This is a genomic window from Kitasatospora sp. NPDC008050, assembly GCF_042957465.1.
Classification (GTDB): domain Bacteria; phylum Actinomycetota; class Actinomycetes; order Streptomycetales; family Streptomycetaceae; genus Kitasatospora.
The window spans coordinates 350,757-373,237 of sequence record NZ_JBIBIJ010000001.1 but is presented as its reverse complement, the minus strand read 5'-3'; the positions used below and the strand labels follow the sequence as shown (position 1 = coordinate 373,237).

The following is a 22,481-nucleotide window of genomic DNA, read 5'->3' as shown; positions in this document are numbered from 1 at the left end:
CATGAACAATTCAGATCCTGTCGACAACGAGACCCCGCAGGACGACGGCAGTCCGCTGATCGACGAGGTGCGCAAGCTCGCCGCCACCGTGGGGGAGCAGGCCGAGCGCGTCTTCGGCCGGGTGAAGGCGGAGAACCCCGAGGTCTTCGAGCACCTGGCCGCCGCCGGCGCCGAGTTGCTGGCCGCCTACCGCGCCGCCGTGGCCGGTCACGAGCGCCGCTGGTCGTCCCCCGAGCCGTCCGACTCCGAGCGGATCGACCTGGACGAGTAGCGCTCACCGGCCATCACCCAGGGGAGTTTCGAGGCTACGCAGGGGCTTGAATCGTACGACTTTTGAAGCCTAGCGGCGGGGCTTCCGCAACCTTGTCTTCGGATAATGTATGGCCAGGTGTGTACGGGAGCACGGCCGGGCGGGTACCGTTCCGCCCATCGGGCACGAGCGAATGACTGAGGGACACATGGCTCTGACCATCGGCGTCGATGTCGGCGGCACCAAGATCGCGGCCGGCGTGGTCGACGAGAACGGCGAGATCCTGGCCCGGACCCGGGTTCCCACCCCGGCCGACCCGCAGTGGGCGGTCGATGCCATCGCCCAGGCCGTGCGCGAGCTCAAGGAGCAGTACCCCGAGGTCAGCGCGGTGGGCGTGGGCGCCCCCGGCTTCGTCGACCGCGACCGCTCCACGGTGATCTTCGCGCCCAACATCGCGTGGGAGAACGAGCCGCTGCGGGGCCGGATCGAGGAGCTCACCGGTCTCGACACGGTGGTGGAGAACGACGCCAACTGCGCGGCCTGGGCCGAGTTCCGCTTCGGCGCGGCCGCCGAGCACACCGACATGGTGCTGATCACCGTGGGCACCGGCATCGGCGGCGGCATCGTGCTGGACGGGCGGCTGCACCGCGGCCGGTTCGGCGTGGCCGGCGAGATCGGGCACCTGAACATGGTGCCGGACGGCCTGCTCTGCGGCTGCGGCGGCAAGGGCTGCTGGGAGCAGTACGGCTCCGGGCGGGCGCTGCGCCGCTACGGCCGGGAGCGGGCGGCGGCCGACCCGGTGCGCGGCAAGCGGATGCTGGAACTCAATGACGGGGTGGCCGAGACCATCCGCGGCATCCACATCACCGAGGCCGCCGAGGACGGCGACCCGCTGGCCCTGGAGTGCTACGGCGAGCTGGCCGACTGGCTGGGCCGGGGCATGGCCGACCTGGCGGCGCTCTTCGACCCGGGCGTCTTCGTGCTCGGCGGCGGCGTCTCGGACTCCGGGCGACTGCTGCTCGACCCGGTGGCCAAGGACTTCGAGAAGTACCTGACGGGCGGGGTGCACCGGCCGCGGGCCGAGGTCGTGCTGGCCTCGATGGGCTCCTCGGCGGGCATCGTGGGCGCGGGCGACCTGGCGCGTACGGCGTAGGCCGACCCGAGTTCTGAGTACACGTCAGGTACCACCGGCTCCGCCTCGGCGGAGCCGGTAGCGTGTCGGGGGTGACCCTCGACCTGCCGCGCTCCGGCCCCCAGCCCGACGGTGCCGAACTGGTCCGTGTGCTCAGCTACAACGTCCGCTCGCAGCGCGACGACCGCCGGGCGCTGGCCCGGATGATCCGCGCCTGCGAGCCCGACCTGGTCTGCGTGCAGGAGTCGCCGCGCTACTGGCGCCCCGAGGGCCAGGCGGCCTGGCTGGCCAGGAACACCGGGACGGTGGTGCTCTCCGGCGGTGGGCGCACGGCGGCCGGGCCGCTGCTGCTGGGGCGCACGAGCGTCGATGTGCTCAGCCGCCACGACCGGCTGCTGCCCAAGCACCGCGGGATGCACGCACGCGGCTTCGCGACCGCGGTGGTGCGGATCGGGGGCGCGGTGCCGTTCGCGCTGACCAGCTGCCACCTGAGCTTCATCGGACCGGAGCGGGTGCAGCAGTTCGAGCTGTTGCACGAGCAGGCGGCGGTCAGCCCGTACTCGGTGATCGCCGGGGACTTCAACGAGCACCCCGAGGACGCGGGCTGGCGGCGGCTGGCCGAGGCGTACCAGGACGGCTGGGCCACCAGCCCGTGGGGCGGGGAGTACACCTCGCGGCCCGGGGATCCGCTGCAGCGGCTGGATGCCGTCTTCGCCTCGCCCGGGATCGAGGTGCTCTCCTGCGGGGTGCCGCCGCTGCCGGTCGCCGAGTTGCTGGCGGCCACCGACCACCTGCCGGTGGTGGCGGTGCTGCGGGTGCCCGCCGGCTCCTGACGCTCCCCGCTCCCGGTGCCCCGCCGGGTTGACGGGGCAGCGCCAGCTGTTCCCAGGAAGTTCTCCGGATGTCTTCACGGGCCATGTGATGTATGCAATGGTACATGTCACACGTTGGCCGTGTGCATGCTCAACGGCCCCAACCTGCCCGGGCGCCCGTCCCACCCCACGACGCCGGCGCCCATCGAGCAGGGCTGACGCATCGTCATACTCCGCGCCTGCCACGGTCCCCGCCGTATGCCGCGCCCCCGGGCGCGGCCCCCCACACCGGGAGAACCCTCACGTGAGAGCCACGCTGGTCGGGAAGAACCTGCCCCGACTCCTGATATCCGCCCTGGCGTTGACCGCCACCCTCGGGCTGGCCGGCACCCAGGGCCAGGCCTACGCGGCGCCGGGCGCCGCCGCCAAGTCCTCGCCCCCCAAGTCCTCAACCCCCAAGCCCGCAGGCCCCAGTGGGGCCGCCGCCCGCCCCGGCCTCGCCCCGCAGCCGGCCGCCGGCGCCACCGCGGCGGACGACGCGCACCAGGTCAGCGCCAAGGACCGTCCGCCGCTGCCCGCCGACAACTCCGCACTCCACCAGGACCACAGCAGGCCCAGCCGCCCGTTGTCCCGCGCGGCGACCGCCTGCGACCCGGCCGCGATCAGCGCCAACACCGGTGACGCGCTGGTCCAGGCCGTGGAGTCGGCCGGTTCCGACTGCGTCAACACCTTCTTCACCCTCACCGGCTCCCAGGCCCACCAAGCCTTCCAGGAGTCGCAGATGACCGCCGTCGCCAACGCGCTGGCCACCGCCGCGCCGAGCTACCCGGGCGACGACAGCACCCACCTGCTGGAGCTGGTGCTCTATCTGCGCGCCGGCTACTACGTGCAGTGGAACGACGCCGCCGGCGTGGGCAGTTACGGCAGCACGCTGCAGAGCGCGATCCAGTCCGCGCTGGACGCCTTCTTCGCCGCCCCGCACAGCCAGGACGTCACGGACGCCAACGGCGCGGTGCTCGCGGAGACCGTCACGCTGATCGACAGCGCCGGCCAGAACGCCCGCTACCTGCCGGTCGAGAAGCGTCTGCTGGCCGGCTACACCCCCGCGTACAACAGCTCGTACACCATGGTGAACGCCGTCAACAACGTCTACACCGTGCTCTTCCGCGGCCACCAGAACGCCGACTTCGTCGCCGCGACCGAGGCCGACCCGAGCATCCTGAACACCCTCGACACCTTCGCGAGCGGCAACCTCGCGCTGCTCGGCGGCCCGCAGAGCTTCCTCGCCGCCAACGCCGGCACCGAGTTGGCCCGCTTCCTGCAGGACGCCACGCTGCTGCCGACGGTGCGCCCGCTGGTCAAGGGCCTGCTCGCCGACTCGGCGATGACCGGTGCGACGGCCCCGCTGTGGGTCGGCGTCGCCACCCAGGCCGACCAGTACGACCAGGGCAACTGCTCCGACTACAACACCTGCGACCTGGCCAACCGGCTCAAGGCCGCGGTGCTGACGATCCAGTACACCTGCAGCCCGTTCATCAAGATCGAGGCCCAGGCGCTGACCGGCGACGAGCTGAGCGCCACCTGCGACAGCCTCATCGGCGAGACCGCGTTCTTCCACAACCTGGTCAAGGACCCGGGCCCGCTGCCCGGCGACCTCAACACCACGCTCACGCTGGACGTCTTCCACTCCACCGCCGACTACCAGACCTACGCCGGCGAGATCTTCGGCATGAGCACCGACAACGGCGGGATGTACATGGAGGGCAACCCCACCGACCCCGCCAACGTGCCCCGGTTCGTCGCCTACGAGGCCGACTGGCTGCGTCCGACCTTCCAGATCTGGAACCTCAACCACGAGTTCACCCACTACCTGGACGGCCGCTTCGACACCGCCGGCGACTTCACGGCGGCCACCTCGACGCCCGACACCATCTGGTGGATCGAGGGCCTGGCCGAATACGACTCCTACACCTACCGCGGCCTGGCCGACACCGACGCGATCACCGACGCGGCCACGGCCGCCTACCCGCTGAGCACCATCTTCGCCAACACCTACAACAGCGGCGAGGACCGGATCTACCCGTGGGGCTACCTCTCGGTGCGCTACATGCTGGAGCGCCACCGCGCCGACGTGGACAGTCTGCTCGGCTTCTACCGGTCCGGTGACTACCAGGGCGCGCTGAACCTCCTCACCGGCATCGGCACCAGTTACGACGCCGACTGGCACAACTGGCTCGCCGCCTGCGCCGCGGGGGCCTGCGCCGCCGGCATCCCGCAGCCGCCGACCGCCGCCTTCACCAGCACCACCGACGGCCTCTCGGCGGCCTTCACCGACACCTCCACCGCGCCCGCCGCCACCATCACCGCCCGCAGCTGGGACTTCGGCGACGGCACCAGCTCCACCGACGCCGACCCGACGAAGACCTACGCCGCCCCGGGCACCTACACCGTGCACCTGACCGTGCTGGACAGCCAGGGCGCCTCGGCCGCCACCACCGCGACCGTCACGGTGGCCGCCGCGACGGACTGCGCCACCCCCGACACCCGTGAGCTCGGCCAGAACTGCGGCCGCGGCAACCTCGCCGGCCCGGCCGGCGACTACAGCTACCTCTACGTCGACGTCCCGGCCGGTACCCAGCAGCTCACCGTCACCGCGAGCGGCGGCACCGGCGACGCCAACCTCTACTTCGACAGCAGCACCTGGGCCACCCAGGCCAACGCCACCGCCCACACCACCGGCCAGGGCACCGGCCACACCCTCACCATCAGTGCCCCGCAGGCCGGTTGGAACTACATCAGCCTCTACGGCACGACCGACTTCGCCGGTGTCACGGTGACCACCAGCTTCTGATCACCGGCTTCTGACCACCGGCTTCTGACCACCGGCTTCTGATCCTCCGTCAACACCGAAGGCGCCCCCGGACCCAGGTCCGGGGGCGCCTTTCAGCGGATCAGCGGATCAGACGACGGCACCGCCGTGCGGGTCGTGCGGCTCGTCCGGGTCACGGTCCTTCATCCGGACGATCAGTGTGGTGAAGCCGCCGAGGAAGGCGGTCAGGCCGACCCAGGCGGGCCAGCCGGCCACCTCGCGCCAGACCAGGGCGTCGAAGAGCAGCAGCGCGGGGCCGCCGAGCACGGCGATCCAGGCGAACTTGGCGGTGGTGTCGCCGGTGGGCAGCGGCGGGGGCTCCGGCGGCACGAAGTGGTCCTCGTCGGGGTCCTCGGCGGCGTCCCAGTCACGCGGGCCGAGCCGTGTGGGGTCGAGCCTCGCGGGATCGAGGGCCGCGGGGTCGGATGCGCGGGGGCGCGACTGCGGGGTGCCGAGGCCGGTGTCGCCGCGGGCGGTCAGGTCGTTCCGGGCGCGCAGGTTCTCGATCTCGGGCCAGTCCGGCCGGGTGAGATCCACCGGGTCGTCGAACTGCGCCACCAGCTGGGCGAAGATCGCGTCGTGCTCGGCCTGGCTGCTGGGGGCGGGGGTGGGCGCGGGGCGCTGCTCGCTCTCCTGGGGGCGGTCCTCGTCGTCGCCCGCCGTGTTGTTCTCGTGCTCGTGCACTGCCGGCCCTTCAGTCCTGGTGGCCCTCAGCCCCGCTGGTCGGTGGCGTCGGTGGCCTGCGGGACCCCGGCCAGACGACGGACGAACCCGAGGGACTCCTCGAAGATCAGTTCGGCGTCGTAGTCCAGGGTCGCGACGTGGAAGCTGCGCTCGCACAGCCGCTCCGTCACATCGACCGAGGATATCCGGGCCAGCACCAGAGCGGAGTTCGCCGGGGAGACCACGTGGTCCTGCGGACTGTGCAGCAGCAGCACGGGTTGACCGACCCGCGGCAGCTCCTGCTGGACGGTGTGCCACAGCCGGCTCAGCGACCAGGCGGCGTGCAGCGGGAAGCGGTCGTAGCCGATCTCGACGGCGCCCGGCAGCGCGATGTCGCCGACGATCCCCGGCCGGCTCGGCACCAGGTGGCGCAGCACCGGCAGCAGCGGGGTGGCCGGGTTGTCGGCGCGCACCGAAGGGTTGACCAGGACCAGCCCGGCCACCTGCTCCTGGTGCTCGGCGGCCAGGTGCAGGGCGAGGCCACCGCCCATCGAGAGGCCGAAGACGAAGACCCGTTCGCACTCCCGCGCCAGCTCGCCGAAGGCCCGGTCCAGTTCGGCGTACCAGTCCTCCCAGCGGGTCACCGCGAGATCCTGCCACCGGGTGCCGTGACCGGGCAGCAGCGGGACCGAGACGGTCAGGCCGGCCTCGGCCAGGTACTCCGCCCAGGGGCGCATCGCCTGTGGGGAGCCCGTGAACCCGTGACAGAGCAGCACACCGATCGGGCCACCGCGGTGGTGGTAGGGCTCGGCACCGGGCAGCGGCGGCATCCGTGGGACTCCTTCGACTTCGACGGGGCAGACGAGGCAGCGGCGCCGCCATCGTTGCACGGGGTCGGCGGGGCGTACAGACCCTCTCGGCTCCACGCCGTCACCCCGGCCGTGCGTCGAGGACCCCTTTGGGGCATTAGGATCGACCGGTCTGCAATACAGGAGGTCCGGGTTGTTCTACCGACTGATGAAGATGATCGTCGCACCGATGCTGCGGATCTTCTTCCGGCCGTGGATGGAAGGTGCGGAGAACATCCCAGACGAGGGCCCGGCGATCATCGCGAGCAACCACCTCTCGTTCTCGGACTCTTTCTTCCTGCCTGCCTTGATGAAGCGTCGGGTGACCTTCATCGCCAAGGCGGAGTACTTCAACACCCCTGGCCTCAAGGGAAAGCTGACGGCCGCCTTCTTCAAGGGCGTCGGCCAGCTCCCGGTGGACCGCTCCGGGGTGCGCGGGGCCGGCGAAGCGGCGATCCGCAGCGCGATCGCCGTGATCGACCGCGGTGAGCTGTTCGGCGTCTACCCCGAGGGCACCCGGTCGCCCGACGGCAAGCTCTACCGGGGCAAGGTCGGCGGCCTCGCCCGGGTCGCACTGCAGACCGGTGCGCCGGTCATCCCGGTGGCGATGATCGACACCGAGAAGGTGCAGCCGCCCGGCCAGGTGATCCCCAGCTTCGGCATCCGCCCCGGCATCCGGATCGGCCGCCCGCTGGACTTCTCCCGCTACCAGGGCATGGAGAACGACCGCTTCATCCTGCGCTCGGTCACCGACGAGGTGATGTACGAGATCATGCGGCTCTCCGGCCAGGAGTACGTGGACATCTACGCGACCGCCGCCAAGCGGCAGATCGCCGAGGAGAAGAAGCGCGCGGACGCCGAGCGCCGGGCCGAGCAGCGCGCGGAGCGGGCTGCGGAGAAGGCCGCCGAGAAGGAGAAGCAGGCCGCCGAGAAGGCGGAGTCGGCCCAACAGGAGTCGGCCCAGCAGGAGTCGGCCCAACAGGAGTCGGCCCAGCAGGAGTCGGGCGAGAAGGAGCCGGGCGACTCCTAGGTCCGTGGTCCCGCGTTCGCCAGGGGGAGCGATGGCGGTTCAGCACAGCGGCCCGAGCGGGGCGGTGGCGGCCGGCGGCATGTCGGTCGAGCTGCCGCTCTGGCGTGCGATCAGCTGGTACCGGGTGCTCGCCATGGTCTACGCGCTGATCCGCTACGACCTCGCCTACCTGCACTACCGCCACCCGGTGGCCGGCTGGATCTATCTGGGCGCCCTGGTGCTCTGGACGCTGGCCACCTCGCGCGCCTTCGGCAACCCGGCCCGCTGCCCCTGGCCGATGCTCGGCTTCGACCTGGTGATGTCCGTCACCGGGGTGGTGCTGAGCGGGGCGATCGACACCCCGGCGCGGATCGCGGCCGGCGCGGTCACGGTGCCGACCATCTGGGCGGCCGGGACGGTGCTCGGCTTCGCCGCCAAGGGCGGCTGGCGACTCGCGGCCGTGGCGGGCCTGCTGGTCGGCGGCGCGAACTTCGTCGGGCACGGCGGCCTGACCCTGGAGAACGTGCACAACTGTGTGCTGTTGCTGCTGACCGGCTGCGCGATCGGCTATGTGATCGAGCTGGCCAGGGCGAGCGAGGCCACCCTCGGCGAGGCGCTGCGGGTGGAGGCGGCGAACCGGGAGCGGGAGCGGCTCTCCCGCGACATCCACGACGGGGTGCTCCAGGTGCTCGCCCTGGTACAGCGTCAGGCGGGCGAGGCGGCCGGCAACGGCGGCCGGGGCCTCGATCCGGTGGAGCTCGGCCGGCTCGCGGGGGAGCAGGAGCGGGCGCTGCGGGCCCTGATGACGGGGGCTTCGAGCACCGCGCCGCATCCGTCCGGGCCCGCCGGGGCGCCCGGGCCGTCCGCCGAACAGGACGTGCGGGTGCTGCTCGCCCCGTACGAGGACGAGCGGGTCACCCTGGCCACCCCCGGCACCCCGGTGCTGCTGCCCGGGCCGCGGGCCGAGCAGTTGGCGGCCGCGGTGGGCGCCGCCGTGGACAACGTCCACCGGCACGCGGGGTCGGCGGCCCGGGCCTGGATCCTGCTGGAGGACGAGCCGGACGCGGTGACCGTGTCGATCCGTGACGACGGCCCCGGGTTCCCGGCCGGGCGGCTGGCCCGGGCCAGGCTCGACGGGCGGCTCGGGGTGGCCCAGTCCATCGAGGGCCGGCTGCGCGACCTCGGCGGCACGGCGGAGTTCAGCTCGGAGCCCGGGGCGGGCGTCGAGGTCGAGTTGCGGGTCCCGAGGGAGGACTGATGGAGCAGCGGCTGCGGGTGATGGTGGTCGACGATCATCCGATGTGGCGCGAGGCGGTGGCCAGGGATCTGGCCGACGCGGGCTTCGAGGTGGTCGCCACCGCCGGCGACGGCGCGCAGGCGGTGCGCCGGGCCGCCGCCGCCCGTCCGCAGGTGCTGCTGCTCGACCTCCACCTGCCGCTGCTGTCCGGGGTGGAGGTCTGCCGCCAGGTGCTGGCACGCGATCCGGCGGTGCGGGTGCTGGTGCTCTCGGCCAGCGGCGAGCAGGCCGACGTGCTGGAGGCGGTGAAGTCCGGCGCGACCGGGTACCTGGTGAAGTCGGCGGGCCGCGAGGAGCTGCTGGCCGCGGTGCGCGGCACGGCGGCCGGCGAGGCGGTCTTCACCCCCGGGCTGGCCGGGCTGGTGCTCGGCGAGTTCCGGCGGTTGGCCGCCGAGCCGCCCGCCCGGCCGAGCGCGGGGCAGCCGCCGGTGCCGCACCTGACGGCCCGGGAGACCGAGGTACTGCGGATGGTGGCCAAGGGATTGTCGTACCGTCAGATCGCCGAGCGGCTGACGCTCTCGCACCGCACGGTGCAGAACCACGTGCAGAACACCCTCGGCAAGCTCCAGCTGCACAACCGGGTCGAGCTGGTCCGCTACGCGATCGAGCAGGGCCTGGACGAGGAGCTCGGCTGATCGCGTGCGGGTTGCTCAGTCGCCCACCTGGAGGTGGTAGTTGAAGTCGGTGTGCCCGTAGTGGCGCATCAGGTTCAGCCAGAACGGCATCAGCATCTCCATCCCGCGCGCGGCCTGGATCCGGCCCAGGTCCACGATGTCGGCCGCGGGCCAGCCGAAGGACTCCAGCAGGGCGGTGACCTCCTGCTTGGCGGCGGGGTCGTCGCCCGCGACGAAGAGGTTGTGCCGGCCCGGCACCCGTCCGGGGCTGACCATCACCGGTGCGGCCAGCGTGTTGAGCGTCTTGACCACCCGGGAGCGCGGGTAGGCCCGCTGGATCCGCTCGCCCACGCTGTCGCTGTTCACCGGGTCGAGGGTGACCTCGCCGTCGGCGGCGAAGACCAGCGGGTTGGAGACGTCCACCACGATCTTGTCGGCCAGCGCCTCGGCCCCGGCCGCGGCCAGTGCGTCGAGCGAGACCGTGCCGGGGGTCGCGTTGATCACCAGCTCGCCGAACCCGGCGGCCTCGGCGAAGGTGCCGCTGTGCCCGTGCGGCCCCACCGCCTGCGCCCAGGCGAGGCCCGCGGGGTTGGAGGTGCTCCGGGAGCCGAGGGTGATCTCGTGCCCGAGGGTGAGCAACTTGTCGGCGAGGGTCTGCCCGACGGTGCCGGTGCCGAGGATTCCGATGCGCATGCGGTCATTGTGGCGTGCGTCACCCCGCCCCGGCGGCAGGCACGGCGAACGGCCGGCGGGCACGTGCCCGCCGGCCGTCGGTCGCCGGGCTTCAGCCGACCACCGGCACCGCCGCGCGCAGCAGCTGCGCCACGACGGTCACGCCGTCCATGGTCAGCACCGACTCCGGGTGGAACTGCAGGCTCGCGAAGCCGGGGCCGCGCAGCGCGTGGACGTCGCCGGTGAGCGGGTCGCGCGCCACCTCGATGCCCGCCAGCGCGAGGCGCTCCGCGTCCGCGGGGGAGCAGTGCGCGGTGAAGGTGTTGTAGAAGCCGACCGTCTGCGGGGTGCCGAACAGGTCGATGGTCTCCTGCGCGCCCTGGTAGACCGTGGCTTTGCGGTGCAGCGGCAGGCCGAGTTCGGCGCCGAGCAACTGGTGGCTGAGGCAGACCGCGAGCAGCGGGGCCGCGCGTCGTCCGGCCCGGGCGGCGGCCAGCGCCTCGGCGGCGATCGGGCGCAGCACGGCCATCTTCGGGTCGGCGAGGTCGGCCGGGTCGCCCGGGCCGGGGCCGAGCACCAGCGGTCCGCGGTGCGCGGCGACCCGCTCGGCCAGCTGGGGGCTGTCGTAGCGCAGCACCGAGACCTGGTGGCCGATCGCGCGCAGCAGGTGGGCCAGCATCGCGGTGAAGGTGTCCTCGCCGTCCACCACCAGGGTCGGCTCGGGCTGATCGGGCGTCACCTGCTGCTGCATCCGCAGCCAGAACGGCGCCAGGTCGGCGCGACGGCCGTTCAGCGCGGTCTGCACCCGGTGGTTCTCGCCCAGCCGTGGCCAGTCGCGCCTGGCCGGCCCGGCGGCGGTGGGGCGGGCGCCGATCGCGGCCAGCACACCGGCCGCCTTGGCGTGGGTCTCGGCCACCTCCGAGACGGGGTCGGAGTGGCGCACCAGGGTGGCGCCGACCCGGACCACCAGGCGGCCGGTGGCCGGGTCGATGTCGGCGGTGCGGATGCAGATCGGCGAGTCCAGCTGCTGCCCGCCACTGGCCGAGCGGCCGATCAGGGCCAGCGCGCCGGAGTAGTAGCCGCGCCCGCTGCGCTCGTAGCGGCGGATCACCCGGGTGGCGTTCTGCACGGGGCTGCCGGTGACGGTGGCCGCGAACATCGTCTCCTTGAGCACCTCGCGCACGTCCAGCGAGGTGCGCCCGCGCAGCTCGTACTCGGTGTGCGCGAGGTGGGCCATCTCCTTCAGCCGCGGGCCGAGCACCTGGCCGCCCAGGTCGCCGACCGTGCACATCATCTTGAGTTCCTCGTCGACCACCATGGTGAGCTCCTCCAGCTCCTTGGGGTCGTGCAGGAAGGCGAGCAGCGAATCCAGGCTCGGCCCCTCGGCCGGGTAGCGGTAGGTGCCGGAGATCGGGTTCATCACCACGGTGCCGCCGCTCTGCCGCACGTGGACCTCGGGCGAGGCGCCGACCAGCACGCGGTCGCCGGTGTGCACCAGATAGGTCCAGTACGCGCCGCGCTCCTGGTCGAGCAGGCGGTGGAAGAGGCTGAGCGCGAGCCCGGTGGAGAAGTCGGCCAGGGTGCCGTGGAAGTCGCGGCGGATGACGAAGTTGGCGCCCTCGCCGCCGCCGATCTCCTCCCGGATCACCTGCCGGACGATCTCGGCGTACTGCTCGTCGTCGATGTCGAAACCGCCGCCGGTGAGCCGCACGGGCAGCCGCGGCAGCGCGGCCAGCACCTCGCCGAGCGGCAGCTGGTACTGCTCGGCCACCCGCAGCGCCTGCAGCGGGGTGCCGTCCTGGTGCGCCTCGAAGCCGCGCTCGCGGATCTGCTGGTAGGGGACCAGCGCGAGCAGGTCGTGCCGCGGCCGGCCGTCGGCGGGGGCTCCGGTGGGCAGCGGCAGCTGGGCGAGCGTGTCGTAGCAGCCGACCTCGCCGAGCACCAGCTCCACGGTGTCGGGGGCCAGCCGCGGGGTGCGGCGGTGCAGCAGGGCGAAGGCGGGGGCGTCCGGGGCGGTCAGACGGTCGAGCAGCGCGGCGGCGGTGGCACGGGTCACGGTCGGCTTCTTTCCGGAGGAAGGGGCGGGGCTGGTCCGCTCTGCCGGGAAGGCCGTCCGAGAATGCGACGACGGCCGCCCCGAGTGGGGCGGCCGTCGTGTCGTCTAGAGACGCGCGAGCTGTGGGCCGACCCGGGGGTTGGCCCACCACCAGGAAGAGGTGCGTGGCGCGTGCATGGATATGACAGTAGCTGATCGGCTGACGGGGTGAGCAGGACTACCCGGAAATGTCCGCCGGGTGTCTCATCCACTGGAAGGTGGGCACAAATCGGTTGTCACACCCCGTAGCCTTGACACCGTGACCGTGACAAATCACCACTCCTGGCAATCCCTGCCCGCGGCGCAGCAGCCTGACTGGCCGGACCCGCAGGCGCTGCGCACCGCTCTGGCGGACCTCGCCTCGTATCCGCCGCTCGTCTTCGCCGGCGAGTGCGACCAGCTGCGCGCCCGGCTCGGTGCCGTTGCGCGTGGTGAGGCGTTCCTCCTCCAGGGCGGCGACTGCGCCGAGGCCTTCGACGGCGTCTCGGCGGACCACATCCGCAACAAGCTGAAGACCCTGCTGCAGATGGCGGCCGTGCTGACGTACGCCGCCTCGGTGCCGGTGGTCAAGGTGGGCCGGATCGCCGGCCAGTACTCCAAGCCGCGCTCCAAGCCGACCGAGACCCGCGACGGCGTGACCCTGCCGGTCTACCGGGGCGACTCGGTGAACGGCTTCGAGTTCACCCCCGAGTCCCGCCGCCCGGACCCCGAGCGTCTGAAGCGGATGTACAACGCCTCGGCCGCCACCCTCAACCTGGTGCGTGCCTTCACCACCGGTGGCTACGCCGACCTGCGCCAGGTGCACGCCTGGAACCAGGACTTCGTGCGCAACTCGCCGGCCGGCCAGCGCTACGAGCGCCTGGCCAAGGAGATCGACAACGCGCTGAACTTCATGCAGGCCTGCGGGGTCGCGCCGGAGGAGTTCAAGACCGTCGAGTTCTTCTCCTCGCACGAGGCGCTGGTGCTCGACTACGAGACGGCGCTGACCCGGGTCGACTCGCGCACCGGCGATCTGTACGACGTCTCGGGCCACATGGTCTGGATCGGCGAGCGGACCCGCCAGCTGGACGGGGCGCACATCGAGTTCGCCTCCCGGATCCGCAACCCGATCGGCGTCAAGCTCGGCCCGACCACCTCGGTCGACGAGGCGCTGACCCTGATCGAGCGGCTCGACCCGGAGCGCGAGCCGGGCCGGCTCACCTTCATCACCCGGATGGGCGCGGGCAAGATCCGCGATCACCTGCCCGCCCTGGTGGAGAAGGTCACCGCCTCCGGCGCGCAGCCGGTGTGGATCTGCGACCCGATGCACGGCAACACCTTCGAGGCCGAGACCGGGCACAAGACCCGCCGGTTCGACGACGTGCTCGACGAGGTCAAGGGCTTCTTCGAGGTGCACCGCGGGCTGGGCACCCACCCGGGCGGCATCCACGTGGAGCTGACCGGCGACGACGTGACCGAGTGCGTCGGCGGCGGTGACGAGGTGCTGGTGGACGACCTGCACCAGCGCTACGAGACGGCCTGCGACCCCCGGCTGAACCGCAGCCAGTCGCTGGACCTGGCGTTCCTGGTCGCGGAGATGTACCGCGGGCAGTGAACGCAGGCCGCCGGCGCCTGCGCCGGTGACCGCGGAATGTGACGAAGGCCCTGCCTCTCCCGGAGAGGCAGGGCCTTCTGCGTGCCCGATGAGGCAGGTAAGGTAAGGCTTAGCTCAAAGGCCGCAGACCTCAGAGGCCGCAGACCAAGGCTCCAGGCCACCGACCCCGGGAGAGACCGCGATGTACGTGTGCATGTGCCATGCGGTCACCGAGGACCAGGTCAAGCGGGCCATCGACGGCGGCGCCAACTCCCCGCGCCAGATAGCCCAGGGCTGCAAGGCCGGGACCGACTGCGGGTCCTGCGTGCGCCGGATCCAGGCGATGCTCGGCGAGCACGGCGGCCGCCCGTGCCCGACGGCCAGGCTGGCCGCCAAGCTCGGTCTGGCCGATCCCGAGGCCGACCTGCCCGCCAACCGTCCCCTTGAGGGCCGCCCGCTCGAGCCCGCGCTGTCCCGGCCGCTCGATCTGCGCCGCACCGCCTGAGCCGAGCCGAGGCGCCTGGGCCGAGCCGGGTCAGCTCTCCGGCTGCTCGATCAGCTGCGCGATGTAGAGCGCCTCGCCGAGCTTCTCCACCAGTTCGAGCTGGGTGTCCAGGTAGTCGATGTGGTGTTCCTCGTCGGCCAGGATGTCCTCGAAGATGTTGGCCGAGGTGACGTCGTTCTTGGCCCGCATCACCACGATGCCCCGGCGCAGCCGGTCGATCGCCTCGACCTCCACCTGCCGGTCCGCCTCGAACATCTCCTTCACGGTCTGGCCGATCCGCACGTGGAAGAGCCGCTGGTAGTTGGGCAGGCCGTCCAGGAAGAGGATCCGGTCGGTGAGGAGCTCGGCGTGCTTCATCTCGTCGAAGGACTCGTGGCGGGTGTACTTCGCGAGCTTCGTCCAGCCGAAGTTCTCCTGCATCTTGGCGTGCAGGAAGTACTGGTTGATGGCCGTCAGCTCGGCGGTGAGCTGCTCGTTGAGGAACTCGATGACCTCGGGGTCGCCCTTCATGGCGGTGCCTTCCTGCGCTGCGGGAACCAGGTGGACGCATCCTGGCAGCACTGTGGGCGATATTTCCAGTAAGTTCACACTCACTCGGTTCTGTGGCGGATTTTCCGATTTGCCCGCTAATGAACCGTTCAGAGGGGCGCTCGATGCCCTCAAGGGGCGCGCGTTCTCGGGCGCCCGCCGTCTGTCACCATGGAGCCATGGGTCAGCCGGAACAAGAACGATCTCTGCGTGAACGTTCTCCACACGAACGATCGCCGCAGGCCGATCCCCGGCTTCCCCCCGGTCAGCGCGCGCAGCGCGGCTGGCCCGTCCTGCACTACGGTCCGGTGCCCCGGTTCAAGCCGCTGAGCTGGGACTTCCAGGTGTTCGGAGCGACCGCCTCGGCCGAGAAGACCAGGTGGGACCACGAGGGCTTCCACTGCCTGCCGCGCAGCACGGTGCGCGCCGACTTCCACTGCGTGACGAAGTTCTCCATGCTCGACAGCGAGTGGAGCGGGGTGGCCGCCGCCACCGTCCTCGACCTCGCGCCGCCGGCCCCGGACGTCACCCATGTGATGGTCTGGGCCGAGTACGGCTACAGCGCCAACCTCTCACTGGAGCAGTTCGCCGACCCGCTCACCGTCTTCGCCACCCACCACGACGGCGAGCCGCTGACCGTCGAGCACGGCTTCCCGGTGCGCCTGATCGTCCCTGGGCTCTACGCCTGGAAGGGCCCCAAGTGGGTGCGCGCGGTGGAGTACATGCGGGCCGACCGCCGCGGCTTCTGGGAGGAGCGCGGCTACCACAACCGCGCCGACCCGTGGCGTGAGCAGCGCTACTCCTACCAGGAGGAGCCCGGGGACGGCCCGCTGCGCTGAGCGGCAGCAGCCGTCCCCGACCGGCAGCCGCCCCGCTAGAAGGTGATCGTCACCGTCGAGCCCTTGGGCAGCATGGTGCCGGCCGCCGGACTCTGCCCCGAGACGCTGCTCAGCCCGAAGAAGTTCAGCCCGCTGCTCTTCACCTTGAACCCGGCACCGGTCAGCGCCTTGGTGGCGTCCGACTGGCTCATCCCGGTGACCGACGGCACCGCCACCGGCTGCGGCCCCTCGGACAGCGTCAGCGTCACCGTGCTGCCGGGCGCGGCCGTACCGGTGAGGTCCTGGCTGACCACCGAGCCGCTGGGCACGGTGTCCGAGTAGGCCTGGTCGGTGGCCAGTGCCACCTTGAAGCCCGCCCCGGTCAGCGTGGACTGCGCGTTGGACACCGGCTGCCCGGTGGTGTCGGGCACCGCCACCGGTGCCGCACCCTTGCTGACCACCAGTGCCACCGGTGCGTCGACCGCCAGCTGCTGTCCGGCGGCCGGCGAGGTGGAGATCACCGCGCCCTGCGGCACGGTCGGGCTGTAGTCCTGCGTGGTGCTGCCGGGCGTCAGCCGGGCGGCGGTGAGCTGCTGCTGCGCCTGGTCCAGCGGCTTGCCGGTGACGTCGGGCACCGCGATCCGCTCCGGCCCCTTGGACAGGGTGACCCGCACCGCGTCGCTCTTGCGGGCCCGCTGGCCCACCCCGGGATCCGTGCTGATCACCTGGCCGGCCGGCACCGTCTCGCTGAACGCCTGGCCGAAGCCGGCGCGCAGGCCCGCGCCGTCCAGGGTGCTGGTGGCCTGCGCCTGGGTCTGGCCGAGCACGCTGGGCACCGTCGCGTAGACGGCGCCGGACAGGAAGTAGCTGATCGCCGCGACCACCAGCAGCACCGCACCGAGCACCGAGCCCCAGACCAGCGAGCGCTTGGTGCGCCGCGACCGGGTGCGCTTGGCCCGGCGCGGCGGGGGCGGCTCGTTGTACGGACGGGGCTGGACGAAGAGCCCGGGCGGCGGGGCGGCCATCACACTGGTGTGCTCGGGACCGGTGACCGGCGCCGCGGGCCTGAGCACCGAGGTCGCCTCGCCCGGGGCGAAGCGCGGCGCGGGCCGGCTGGCGGCGGGCGGTTCGGCGTCCAGCTGGGCCGGGGTCAGAGCGCGGCGCACCCGCTGCACCGCGGCCAGCAGCTCGACCGCGTCCCACGGCCTGGCCTGCGGGTCGCGCGCGGTGGCGGCCGCCACCAACGCGTCCAGTCCGGGCGCCAGCCCGGGCACGGCGTGCGAGGGCGGCGGCACGTCCTCGTGCAGGTGACGGTAGATCACCTGCATCGGGTTGTCGCCGACGTAGGGCTTACTGCCGGTCAGCAGCTCGTAGAGCATGATGCCGGCCGCGTAGACGTCCACCCGCTGGTCGGTGGCGCCCTGGGGCTGGATCTGTTCGGGGGCCAGATAGGAGACGGTGCCCATGATCACACCGGGGGTGGTGGTGTCGGTCACCGCCGCGTCCGCCCCGGAGAGCAGCCGCACCAGGCCGAAGTCCGCGACCTTGACCAGGCCGCCGTCCGTGATCAGCACGTTCTCCGGCTTGACGTCCCGGTGCACCAGCCCGGCCCGGTGCGCGGCACCGAGCGCGGCCAGCACCGGCTCCAGCACGTCGAGCGCGGCCCGCACCGAGAGCGCCCCGCGGTCGCGCAGCACGTCGCGCAGGGTGCGCCCGGGCACGTACTCCATGGCCAGGAAGACCGCGTTGCCGTCGGCGCCCTGGTCGAAGACGTTGACCACGTTCGGGTGCGAGAGCCGGGCGACCGCCTTGGCCTCGCGGATGAAGCGGTCGGTGAACTCGCCGTCGCCGGCCAGCGCCTGGTGCATCACCTTGAGGGCGAGCACCCGGTCGAGCCGGGTGTCGGTGCCCCGGTAGACGGTGGCCATGCCACCCACCGCGATGCGCTCCTCGACCCGGTACCGGTTGTCCAGCAGGACTCCCACCAGGGGGTCGTTCAACGTCGTGTCCACCCCAGGAGTCTAGGGGCGGTCAGAACACGGTTGGGTGACCCTGGTGTCCTGGTTCGTCATCAGTACCGGCGACGGCCCGTCAGAAGGCGGGCCGCTCACGGTGGTCCGGGTGCTGCGCCAGGTCGGCGCGGCCGGCCATCGCGGAGGAGGCCTCGGCGTGGAAGCGGCGCGGGATCCGGCCCGCCCGGTGGGCCAGGCGCCCGGCCTCGGTGGCGCGGCGCATCGCGTCCGCCATCAGCACCGGGTCCTGCGCCCGGGTCACGGCGGAGGCCAGCATCACCGCCGAGCAGCCCAGTTCCATCGCCAGCGCCACGTCCGAGGCGGTGCCCGCGCCGGCGTCCAGGATCACCGGCACGCCCGCGCTCTCCACGATCAGCTGGAAGTTGTGCGGGTTGCGGATGCCCAGCCCCGAGCCGATCGGCGAGCCCAGCGGCATGATCGCCGCGCAGCCGACGTCCTCCAGCTTGCGGGCGAGCACCGGGTCGTCGTTGGTGTAGGGGAGCACAGTGAAGCCGTCGTCCACCAGCGTCTCGGCGGCGTCCAGCAGTTCGATCGGGTCGGGCAGCAGGGTCCGCTCGTCGGCGATCACCTCCAGCTTCACCCAGTCGGTGCCCAGCGCCTCGCGGGCCAGCCGGGCGGTCAGCACCGCCTCGCCGGCGGTGAAGCAGCCGGCCGTGTTGGGCAGCACCCGGATGCCGTTGCGCACCAGCACGTCGAGCACCGAGCCCTGGGTGTCCGCCTTGACCCGGCGCATCGCCACCGTGGTCAGCTCGGTCCCGGAGACCCGCAGCGCCTGCTCCAGCACCTCCAGGCTGGGCGCGCCGCCGGTGCCCATGATCAGCCGGGAGGTGAAGGTGGTGTCGCCGATCGTCAGAAGGTCGTCAGCCATCGCTGCTCAGCCCCCCTGCACGGCGGTGAGGATCTCGACCCGGTCGCCGGCCGCGAGCCGGGTGTCGGTCCAGCAGCCGCGCGGCACCACGGTCTCGTTGAGGGCCGCCGCCACGCCCGAGGGCGCCTTGGAGAGCTGGGCCACCAGCTCGGCCAGCGTGGCCGAGTCGGCCACCTCGCGCGGCTCGCCGTTGACGGTGAGGGGGATCTGGGTCATCGGGTACTCCCGGCAAGGGTCGGAACGGCGGCGAAGCGGGCGGGGGAGAAGGGGGCGGCGAGCTCCGGCAGGACCCCGGTGGCCAGGTACGCGGCGAGCAGGTCGCCGGTGACCGGGGTGAGCAGCACCCCGTTGCGGTAGTGGCCGGTGGCGGCCAGCAGGCCCGGCAGCGCGGTGGGGCCGAGCAGCGGGGCGTTGTCGGGGGAGCCGGGGCGCAGGCCGGCGCTGCTCTCCACCAGCGGCAGTTCGGTGATGCCGGGGACCAGCTCGTGCGCGTCGCGCAGCAGCTCGTAGACGCCGCCGGCGGTGACCGTGGTGTCGTAGCCCTGCTCCTCGGTGGTGGCCCCGATCACCAGCTCGCCGTTCGCGCGCGGCACCAGGTAGAGGTGGCCGCCGCGGACCATCGCGCGCACGTTGCGGGACAGGAACGGGGCGTAGGCCCCGGGGATCCGCAGCCGCAGGATCTGGCCCTTGACCGGACGGATCGCGGGCAGCACGCCCGGCGGCAGTCCGGGCAGCTGGTGGCTGCGCGAGCCGGCCGCCAGCACCAGCCGGTCGGCCCGCAGCTCGCCGCCGGTGCTCAGCCGCACGCCGCGGGCGCGGTCGGCCTCGACCAGCAGCTCGCGCGCCTCGGCCCGGTGCAGCCGCACGCCGGCCCGCTCGCAGGCGGTCACCAGGGCCGCGGCCAGCCGCCGCCCGTCCACCTGGTGGTCGCCGGCCACGTGCAGACCGGCCCGGACCCCGGGGGCCAGCATCGGTTCGAGCCGACGGGCCTCACGGCCGGTCAGCCAGCTCGACGTGAGGCCCAGCCGGTGGTGGAAGGCGTGCAGCTCGCTCAGCTCGGCCTTGTCGTCGGCGTCCAGCGCGACGGCCAGCGTGCCGGTGGCCCGGTAGCCGGTGTCCTGCCCGGTGGCCGCCGTCAACTCGGCGGTGAACTCGGCGTATCGGCTGTTGGAGGCCATGCCCAGGCGCAGCAGCGGCTCCTCGCCGTACTGCAGCTCGGTGACCGGGGCCAGCATGCCGGCCGCCACCTGTACGGCGCCGCCACCGGGGGCCGGGTCGACCAGCGCCACCCGCAGTCCGCGCTGCGCGGTGCGCCAGGCGACCGCCAGGCCGATGATCCCGCCGCCGATCACCAGCACGTCGGTGTCGGTTCGGGCGTCTGTCGAAAGATCGCGTGCCAAGAGAACCGGTTCTCCCTTCGCCGGAATGACCCGGATCAGGTTCGGACGGTCGCAGGCCGCCGCAGCCCGCCTCTCAGCCCGGTGCACCGGGCTCCCGTGAGGATGCACCCACCATAACGCCGGGGGTCGCGGGGACTGAAGGCACCGATTGCTGGGTGGCCGGCGGATCTGCTGAGTAGAGTTCGCCAGGTGGCGGAGCTGAAGAGCACGGATCGGGTGGTCGTGGTCGGCGCGGGGGTGGCGGCCGCACAGTGTGCGGTGGCGCTGCGGGAGGGGGGTTGGCACGGACCGCTGAGTCTGGTCGGCGCGGAGCCGCACCACCCCTACGACCGGCCGCCGCTCTCCAAGGACGTCCTGCTCGCGAAGGCCGATCGGACGGCCCTCGACCTGGACTGGGAAGCGCTCGACGTCCAGCTGCTGACCGGTCGCCGGGCCACCTCGCTGGCCGCGGGGCGCCTGGGCACCGACGCGGGTGAGCTGCCCTACGACCGTCTGGTGCTCGCCACCGGGGCCATCCCGATCCGGCTGCCCGGCGCAGCCGCGGCCCGGGTGCTGCGCACCATCGACGACTCCCTCGCGCTGCGTGCGGCCCTGCGCCCCGGAGCACACCTGGTGCTGGTCGGCGCGGGCTGGATCGGCGCCGAGACCGCCACCGCGGCCCGTCGGCTGGGCTGCCGGGTGACGGTGCTGGAGGCCGCCGGCGCCCCGCTGCCGGGCGCGCTGCCCGCCGAGCTGACCGAGCCGATGCGGCAGTGGTACGCGCAGGCCGGCGTCGAGCTGCGGCTGGGCGCCCGGGTGGACCGGATCGAGCCGGGCGCCGTGCACCTGGCCGACGGCGAGCTGGTGGTGGCCGACGAGGTGGTGGTCGGCGTCGGCGCCCGCCCGGACACCGCCTGGCTGGCCGGCTCCGGCGTCGAACTGGACGCCGGCGGCGCGGTGTCGGCGGACGCCTCGCTGCGCACCACGCTGCCCGGCGTCTGGGCGGCGGGCGACTGCGTCAGCTACCCCTCGGCCCGCTACGGCGAGCGCGTCTGGGTCCAGCACTGGGACCACGCGCTGCACTCGGGCCGGGCGGTGGCGGCCGCGCTGCTGGGCGGCGAGGTCGCCTACGACCCGGTGCCGTACTTCTGGTCCGAGCAGTTCGGGCGGATGGTGCAGTACGTCGGACGGCACTCCGCCGGCGACCGGCTGCTGTGGCGTGGCTCACCCGAGGACGCGCAGTGGAGCGTGCTCTGGCTGCGCGAGGAGCGGCCGGTGGCGGTGCTCACCGTGGACCGCCCGCGTGACCTGGCCCAGGCCCGGCGGCTGATCGACCAGGGTGCGGTGCTGGATCCGGTGCTGGCCGCGGACCCGGCGCTGCCGCTCAAGTCGGCGGTCCGCTGACACCTCCCTGACGGGGCGGTGGGTGCGCGGTGCCGTCCAAAGATGGCAGGCTGGTGCCGTGAGCGACATGGAAACCAAGATCGAATCCCTGGTCCACGACTGGGTGTACCTGCCCGACATCTCCGAGCGCTGGGGGGTGCTGGTCACCGAGGTCCGCCAGATGGTCAAGGACCACAAGCTGATCGCGGTCCGCCGCGGCCCCAACCGGTCGCTGCAGGTCCCCGCGGACTTCATCACGGACGACGGCCTGGTCAAGCACCTGCCCGGGACCCTGACCGTGCTGCGGGACTGCAGGTTCACCGACGAGGAGATCCTGGAGTGGCTCTTCACCGAGGACCCCTCGCTGCCCGGCAGCCCGATCCAGGCGCTGCGGGAGAACCGCGGTACCGAGGTGAAGCGGCGCGCCCAGGCGATGTCGCTGTGACCCCTGGCGCCCCGCCGCGGGAGCGGCTGGCCGACGCCCGGCTCTACCTCTGCACCGATGCCCGCCGCGAGCAGGGTGACCTGGAGCAGTTCCTGGACACCGTGCTGGCGAACGGCGTGGACATCGTCCAGCTCCGTGACAAGGGCCTGGAAGCCAGGCAGGAGCTGGAGCTGCTGGAGGTCTTCGCCGCCGCGGCCGAGCGGCACGGCAAGCTCTTCGCGGTGAACGACCGGGCGGATGTGGCGCACGCCGCCCGTCCCCAGGTGCTGCACCTGGGACAGGACGACCTGCCGGTGCCGGCCGCCCGGGCGATCCTCGGACCGGACGTGCTGATCGGCCGCTCCTGCCACGCCGAGGCCGAGGTGGCCCGGGCGATCGCCGAGCCGGGGGTGGACTACTTCTGCACCGGTCCGCTCTGGCCGACCCCGACCAAGCCGGGCCGCCACGCACCGGGCCTCGGCCTGGTGGAGTACGCGGCCGCCCAGTCGACCGACCGGCCCTGGTTCGCCATCGGCGGGATCGACCTGGGCAACCTGGACCAGGTGCTGGCCGCGGGCGCCCGCCGGGTGGTGGTGGTCCGCGCGATCACCGCCGCCGAGGACCCGGGCGCCGCGGCCGCCGAGCTGGCCCGCCGGGTCCGCGAGGCGGGCTGACGGCCACTCGGTGGCGCGCGGTCGGTAGGGCGCGG

General features: G+C 72.7%; 22 protein-coding genes and 1 riboswitch. Of the genes, 13 read left to right on the top strand and 9 right to left on the bottom strand.

The window, feature by feature from the left end:
- Window position 1: 1 nt before the first annotated feature.
- The 4 genes from ACFZB9_RS01555 to ACFZB9_RS01540 all read left to right on the top strand — a co-directional run bounded on the left by ACFZB9_RS01555 (window position 2) and on the right by ACFZB9_RS01540 (window position 5,045).
- A complete protein-coding gene (locus ACFZB9_RS01555) occupies window positions 2-271 on the top strand; it encodes a DUF5304 family protein (protein ID WP_391442813.1) in 270 nt (89 codons plus the stop codon).
- Between the two features lie 187 nt (window positions 272-458).
- Window positions 459-1,403 (top strand): ROK family glucokinase, encoded by a 945-nt coding sequence (locus tag ACFZB9_RS01550; RefSeq protein WP_391442811.1) that lies wholly within the window; start codon window positions 459-461, stop codon window positions 1,401-1,403.
- Window positions 1,404-1,465: 62 nt separating this feature from the next.
- On the top strand, window positions 1,466-2,215 hold the full coding sequence (locus ACFZB9_RS01545; protein ID WP_391442810.1) for an endonuclease/exonuclease/phosphatase family protein: 750 nt from the start codon (window positions 1,466-1,468) through the stop codon (window positions 2,213-2,215).
- Between the two features lie 283 nt (window positions 2,216-2,498).
- Complete coding sequence (locus tag ACFZB9_RS01540; protein ID WP_391442808.1) at window positions 2,499-5,045, top strand: collagenase; 2,547 nt, start codon at window positions 2,499-2,501, stop codon at window positions 5,043-5,045.
- Window positions 5,046-5,153: 108 nt separating this feature from the next.
- On the opposite strand, the gene ACFZB9_RS01535 is transcribed toward ACFZB9_RS01540, so the two are convergent.
- The gene (locus ACFZB9_RS01535) at window positions 5,154-5,747 is read right to left on the bottom strand and encodes a hypothetical protein (RefSeq protein WP_391442806.1); all 594 of its coding nucleotides are present in this window, start codon (window positions 5,745-5,747) and stop codon (window positions 5,154-5,156) included.
- 26 nt (window positions 5,748-5,773) lie between these two features.
- Complete coding sequence (locus tag ACFZB9_RS01530) at window positions 5,774-6,556, bottom strand: alpha/beta hydrolase (RefSeq protein WP_391442804.1); 783 nt, start codon at window positions 6,554-6,556, stop codon at window positions 5,774-5,776.
- 187 nt (window positions 6,557-6,743) lie between these two features.
- Between ACFZB9_RS01530 and ACFZB9_RS01525 the strand changes: the two genes are divergently transcribed.
- From ACFZB9_RS01525 to ACFZB9_RS01515, 3 genes are read left to right on the top strand one after another with little or no spacing between them, the layout of a single operon-like run.
- Window positions 6,744-7,604, top strand: a complete 861-nt coding sequence (locus ACFZB9_RS01525) for a lysophospholipid acyltransferase family protein (protein ID WP_391443310.1) — start codon at window positions 6,744-6,746, stop codon at window positions 7,602-7,604.
- 31 nt (window positions 7,605-7,635) lie between these two features.
- Window positions 7,636-8,841: a MacS family sensor histidine kinase gene (gene macS / locus ACFZB9_RS01520; RefSeq protein WP_391442803.1), complete on the top strand. Its 1,206-nt coding sequence runs from the start codon at window positions 7,636-7,638 to the stop codon at window positions 8,839-8,841.
- Window positions 8,841-9,515: a response regulator gene (locus tag ACFZB9_RS01515; RefSeq protein ID WP_391442801.1), complete on the top strand. Its 675-nt coding sequence runs from the start codon at window positions 8,841-8,843 to the stop codon at window positions 9,513-9,515. Before macS ends, ACFZB9_RS01515 begins: the two co-directional genes overlap by 1 nt.
- A 15-nt stretch (window positions 9,516-9,530) precedes the next feature.
- Here the strand turns inward: ACFZB9_RS01515 and ACFZB9_RS01510 are convergent, their stop codons facing one another.
- Together ACFZB9_RS01510 and ACFZB9_RS01505 are read right to left on the bottom strand one after the other, a co-directional pair.
- Window positions 9,531-10,187 carry an NADPH-dependent F420 reductase gene (locus tag ACFZB9_RS01510; RefSeq protein WP_391442799.1) on the bottom strand — a complete coding sequence of 219 codons (657 nt, stop codon included), beginning with the start codon at window positions 10,185-10,187 and terminating at the stop codon, window positions 9,531-9,533.
- A gap of 91 nt (window positions 10,188-10,278) precedes the next feature.
- The gene (locus ACFZB9_RS01505; RefSeq protein ID WP_391442798.1) at window positions 10,279-12,222 is read right to left on the bottom strand and encodes an anthranilate synthase family protein; all 1,944 of its coding nucleotides are present in this window, start codon (window positions 12,220-12,222) and stop codon (window positions 10,279-10,281) included.
- Between the two features lie 298 nt (window positions 12,223-12,520).
- On the opposite strand from ACFZB9_RS01505, the gene ACFZB9_RS01500 reads away from it, so the two are divergent.
- The gene (locus tag ACFZB9_RS01500; protein WP_391442796.1) at window positions 12,521-13,855 is read left to right on the top strand and encodes a class II 3-deoxy-7-phosphoheptulonate synthase; all 1,335 of its coding nucleotides are present in this window, start codon (window positions 12,521-12,523) and stop codon (window positions 13,853-13,855) included.
- Between the two features lie 181 nt (window positions 13,856-14,036).
- Window positions 14,037-14,339: a bacterioferritin-associated ferredoxin gene (locus ACFZB9_RS01495; RefSeq protein ID WP_391442795.1), complete on the top strand. Its 303-nt coding sequence runs from the start codon at window positions 14,037-14,039 to the stop codon at window positions 14,337-14,339.
- 30 nt (window positions 14,340-14,369) lie between these two features.
- Here the strand turns inward: ACFZB9_RS01495 and bfr are convergent, their stop codons facing one another.
- Window positions 14,370-14,849, bottom strand: coding sequence for a bacterioferritin (bfr, locus tag ACFZB9_RS01490; protein ID WP_391442793.1), 480 nt, complete (start codon window positions 14,847-14,849; stop codon window positions 14,370-14,372).
- Between the two features lie 197 nt (window positions 14,850-15,046).
- Here bfr and ACFZB9_RS01485 point away from each other — a divergent pair, with 197 nt between their 5' ends.
- Window positions 15,047-15,706, top strand: coding sequence for a sulfite oxidase-like oxidoreductase (locus ACFZB9_RS01485; RefSeq protein ID WP_391442792.1), 660 nt, complete (start codon window positions 15,047-15,049; stop codon window positions 15,704-15,706).
- A 35-nt stretch (window positions 15,707-15,741) separates the two neighbouring features.
- On the opposite strand, the gene pknB is transcribed toward ACFZB9_RS01485, so the two are convergent.
- The 4 genes from pknB to thiO all read right to left on the bottom strand — a co-directional run bounded on the left by pknB (window position 15,742) and on the right by thiO (window position 19,986).
- Window positions 15,742-17,697 carry a Stk1 family PASTA domain-containing Ser/Thr kinase gene (gene pknB, locus ACFZB9_RS01480; RefSeq protein ID WP_391442790.1) on the bottom strand — a complete coding sequence of 652 codons (1,956 nt, stop codon included), beginning with the start codon at window positions 17,695-17,697 and terminating at the stop codon, window positions 15,742-15,744.
- A 79-nt stretch (window positions 17,698-17,776) separates the two neighbouring features.
- Window positions 17,777-18,586 (bottom strand): thiazole synthase, encoded by an 810-nt coding sequence (locus ACFZB9_RS01475; RefSeq protein ID WP_391442789.1) that lies wholly within the window; start codon window positions 18,584-18,586, stop codon window positions 17,777-17,779.
- 6 nt (window positions 18,587-18,592) lie between these two features.
- Complete coding sequence (gene thiS, locus ACFZB9_RS01470) at window positions 18,593-18,802, bottom strand: sulfur carrier protein ThiS (RefSeq protein ID WP_391442787.1); 210 nt, start codon at window positions 18,800-18,802, stop codon at window positions 18,593-18,595.
- Entirely contained in the window at window positions 18,799-19,986 is a 1,188-nt protein-coding gene (gene thiO, locus ACFZB9_RS01465) for a glycine oxidase ThiO (protein WP_391442785.1), read from the bottom strand. Before thiO ends, thiS begins: the two co-directional genes overlap by 4 nt.
- Window positions 19,982-20,094: riboswitch (TPP riboswitch) on the bottom strand. Its footprint overlaps the gene before it by 5 nt.
- Before the next feature lie 81 nt (window positions 20,095-20,175).
- On the opposite strand from thiO, the gene ACFZB9_RS01460 reads away from it, so the two are divergent.
- The 3 genes from ACFZB9_RS01460 (at window position 20,176) to thiE (ending at window position 22,446) form a co-directional block, all read left to right on the top strand.
- Window positions 20,176-21,369, top strand: coding sequence for an NAD(P)/FAD-dependent oxidoreductase (locus ACFZB9_RS01460; protein ID WP_391442783.1), 1,194 nt, complete (start codon window positions 20,176-20,178; stop codon window positions 21,367-21,369).
- Window positions 21,370-21,436: 67 nt separating this feature from the next.
- Window positions 21,437-21,793: an Rv2175c family DNA-binding protein gene (locus tag ACFZB9_RS01455; protein ID WP_391443309.1), complete on the top strand. Its 357-nt coding sequence runs from the start codon at window positions 21,437-21,439 to the stop codon at window positions 21,791-21,793.
- On the top strand, window positions 21,790-22,446 hold the full coding sequence (gene thiE / locus ACFZB9_RS01450; RefSeq protein WP_391442782.1) for a thiamine phosphate synthase: 657 nt from the start codon (window positions 21,790-21,792) through the stop codon (window positions 22,444-22,446). Before ACFZB9_RS01455 ends, thiE begins: the two co-directional genes overlap by 4 nt.
- Window positions 22,447-22,481: the final 35 nt, after the last annotated feature.

Bases quoted from the DNA above. Each gene is read 5' to 3' on its own strand.
- ACFZB9_RS01495 (WP_391442795.1), top strand. From the start codon at position 14,037: ATGTACGTGTGCATGTGCCATGCGGTCACCGAGGACCAGGTCAAGCGG.
- macS (WP_391442803.1), top strand. From the start codon at position 7,636: ATGGCGGTTCAGCACAGCGGCCCGAGCGGGGCGGTGGCGGCCGGCGGC.
- ACFZB9_RS01550 (WP_391442811.1), top strand. From the start codon at position 459: ATGGCTCTGACCATCGGCGTCGATGTCGGCGGCACCAAGATCGCGGCC.
- ACFZB9_RS01455 (WP_391443309.1), top strand. From the start codon at position 21,437: ATGGAAACCAAGATCGAATCCCTGGTCCACGACTGGGTGTACCTGCCC.
- ACFZB9_RS01510 (WP_391442799.1), bottom strand. From the start codon at position 10,187: ATGCGCATCGGAATCCTCGGCACCGGCACCGTCGGGCAGACCCTCGCC.
- ACFZB9_RS01530 (WP_391442804.1), bottom strand. From the start codon at position 6,556: ATGCCGCCGCTGCCCGGTGCCGAGCCCTACCACCACCGCGGTGGCCCG.
- ACFZB9_RS01555 (WP_391442813.1), top strand. From the start codon at position 2: ATGAACAATTCAGATCCTGTCGACAACGAGACCCCGCAGGACGACGGC.
- bfr (WP_391442793.1), bottom strand. From the start codon at position 14,849: ATGAAGGGCGACCCCGAGGTCATCGAGTTCCTCAACGAGCAGCTCACC.
- ACFZB9_RS01515 (WP_391442801.1), top strand. From the start codon at position 8,841: ATGGAGCAGCGGCTGCGGGTGATGGTGGTCGACGATCATCCGATGTGG.
- thiS (WP_391442787.1), bottom strand. From the start codon at position 18,802: ATGACCCAGATCCCCCTCACCGTCAACGGCGAGCCGCGCGAGGTGGCC.
- ACFZB9_RS01525 (WP_391443310.1), top strand. From the start codon at position 6,744: ATGAAGATGATCGTCGCACCGATGCTGCGGATCTTCTTCCGGCCGTGG.
- ACFZB9_RS01485 (WP_391442792.1), top strand. From the start codon at position 15,047: ATGGGTCAGCCGGAACAAGAACGATCTCTGCGTGAACGTTCTCCACAC.
- ACFZB9_RS01475 (WP_391442789.1), bottom strand. From the start codon at position 18,586: ATGGCTGACGACCTTCTGACGATCGGCGACACCACCTTCACCTCCCGG.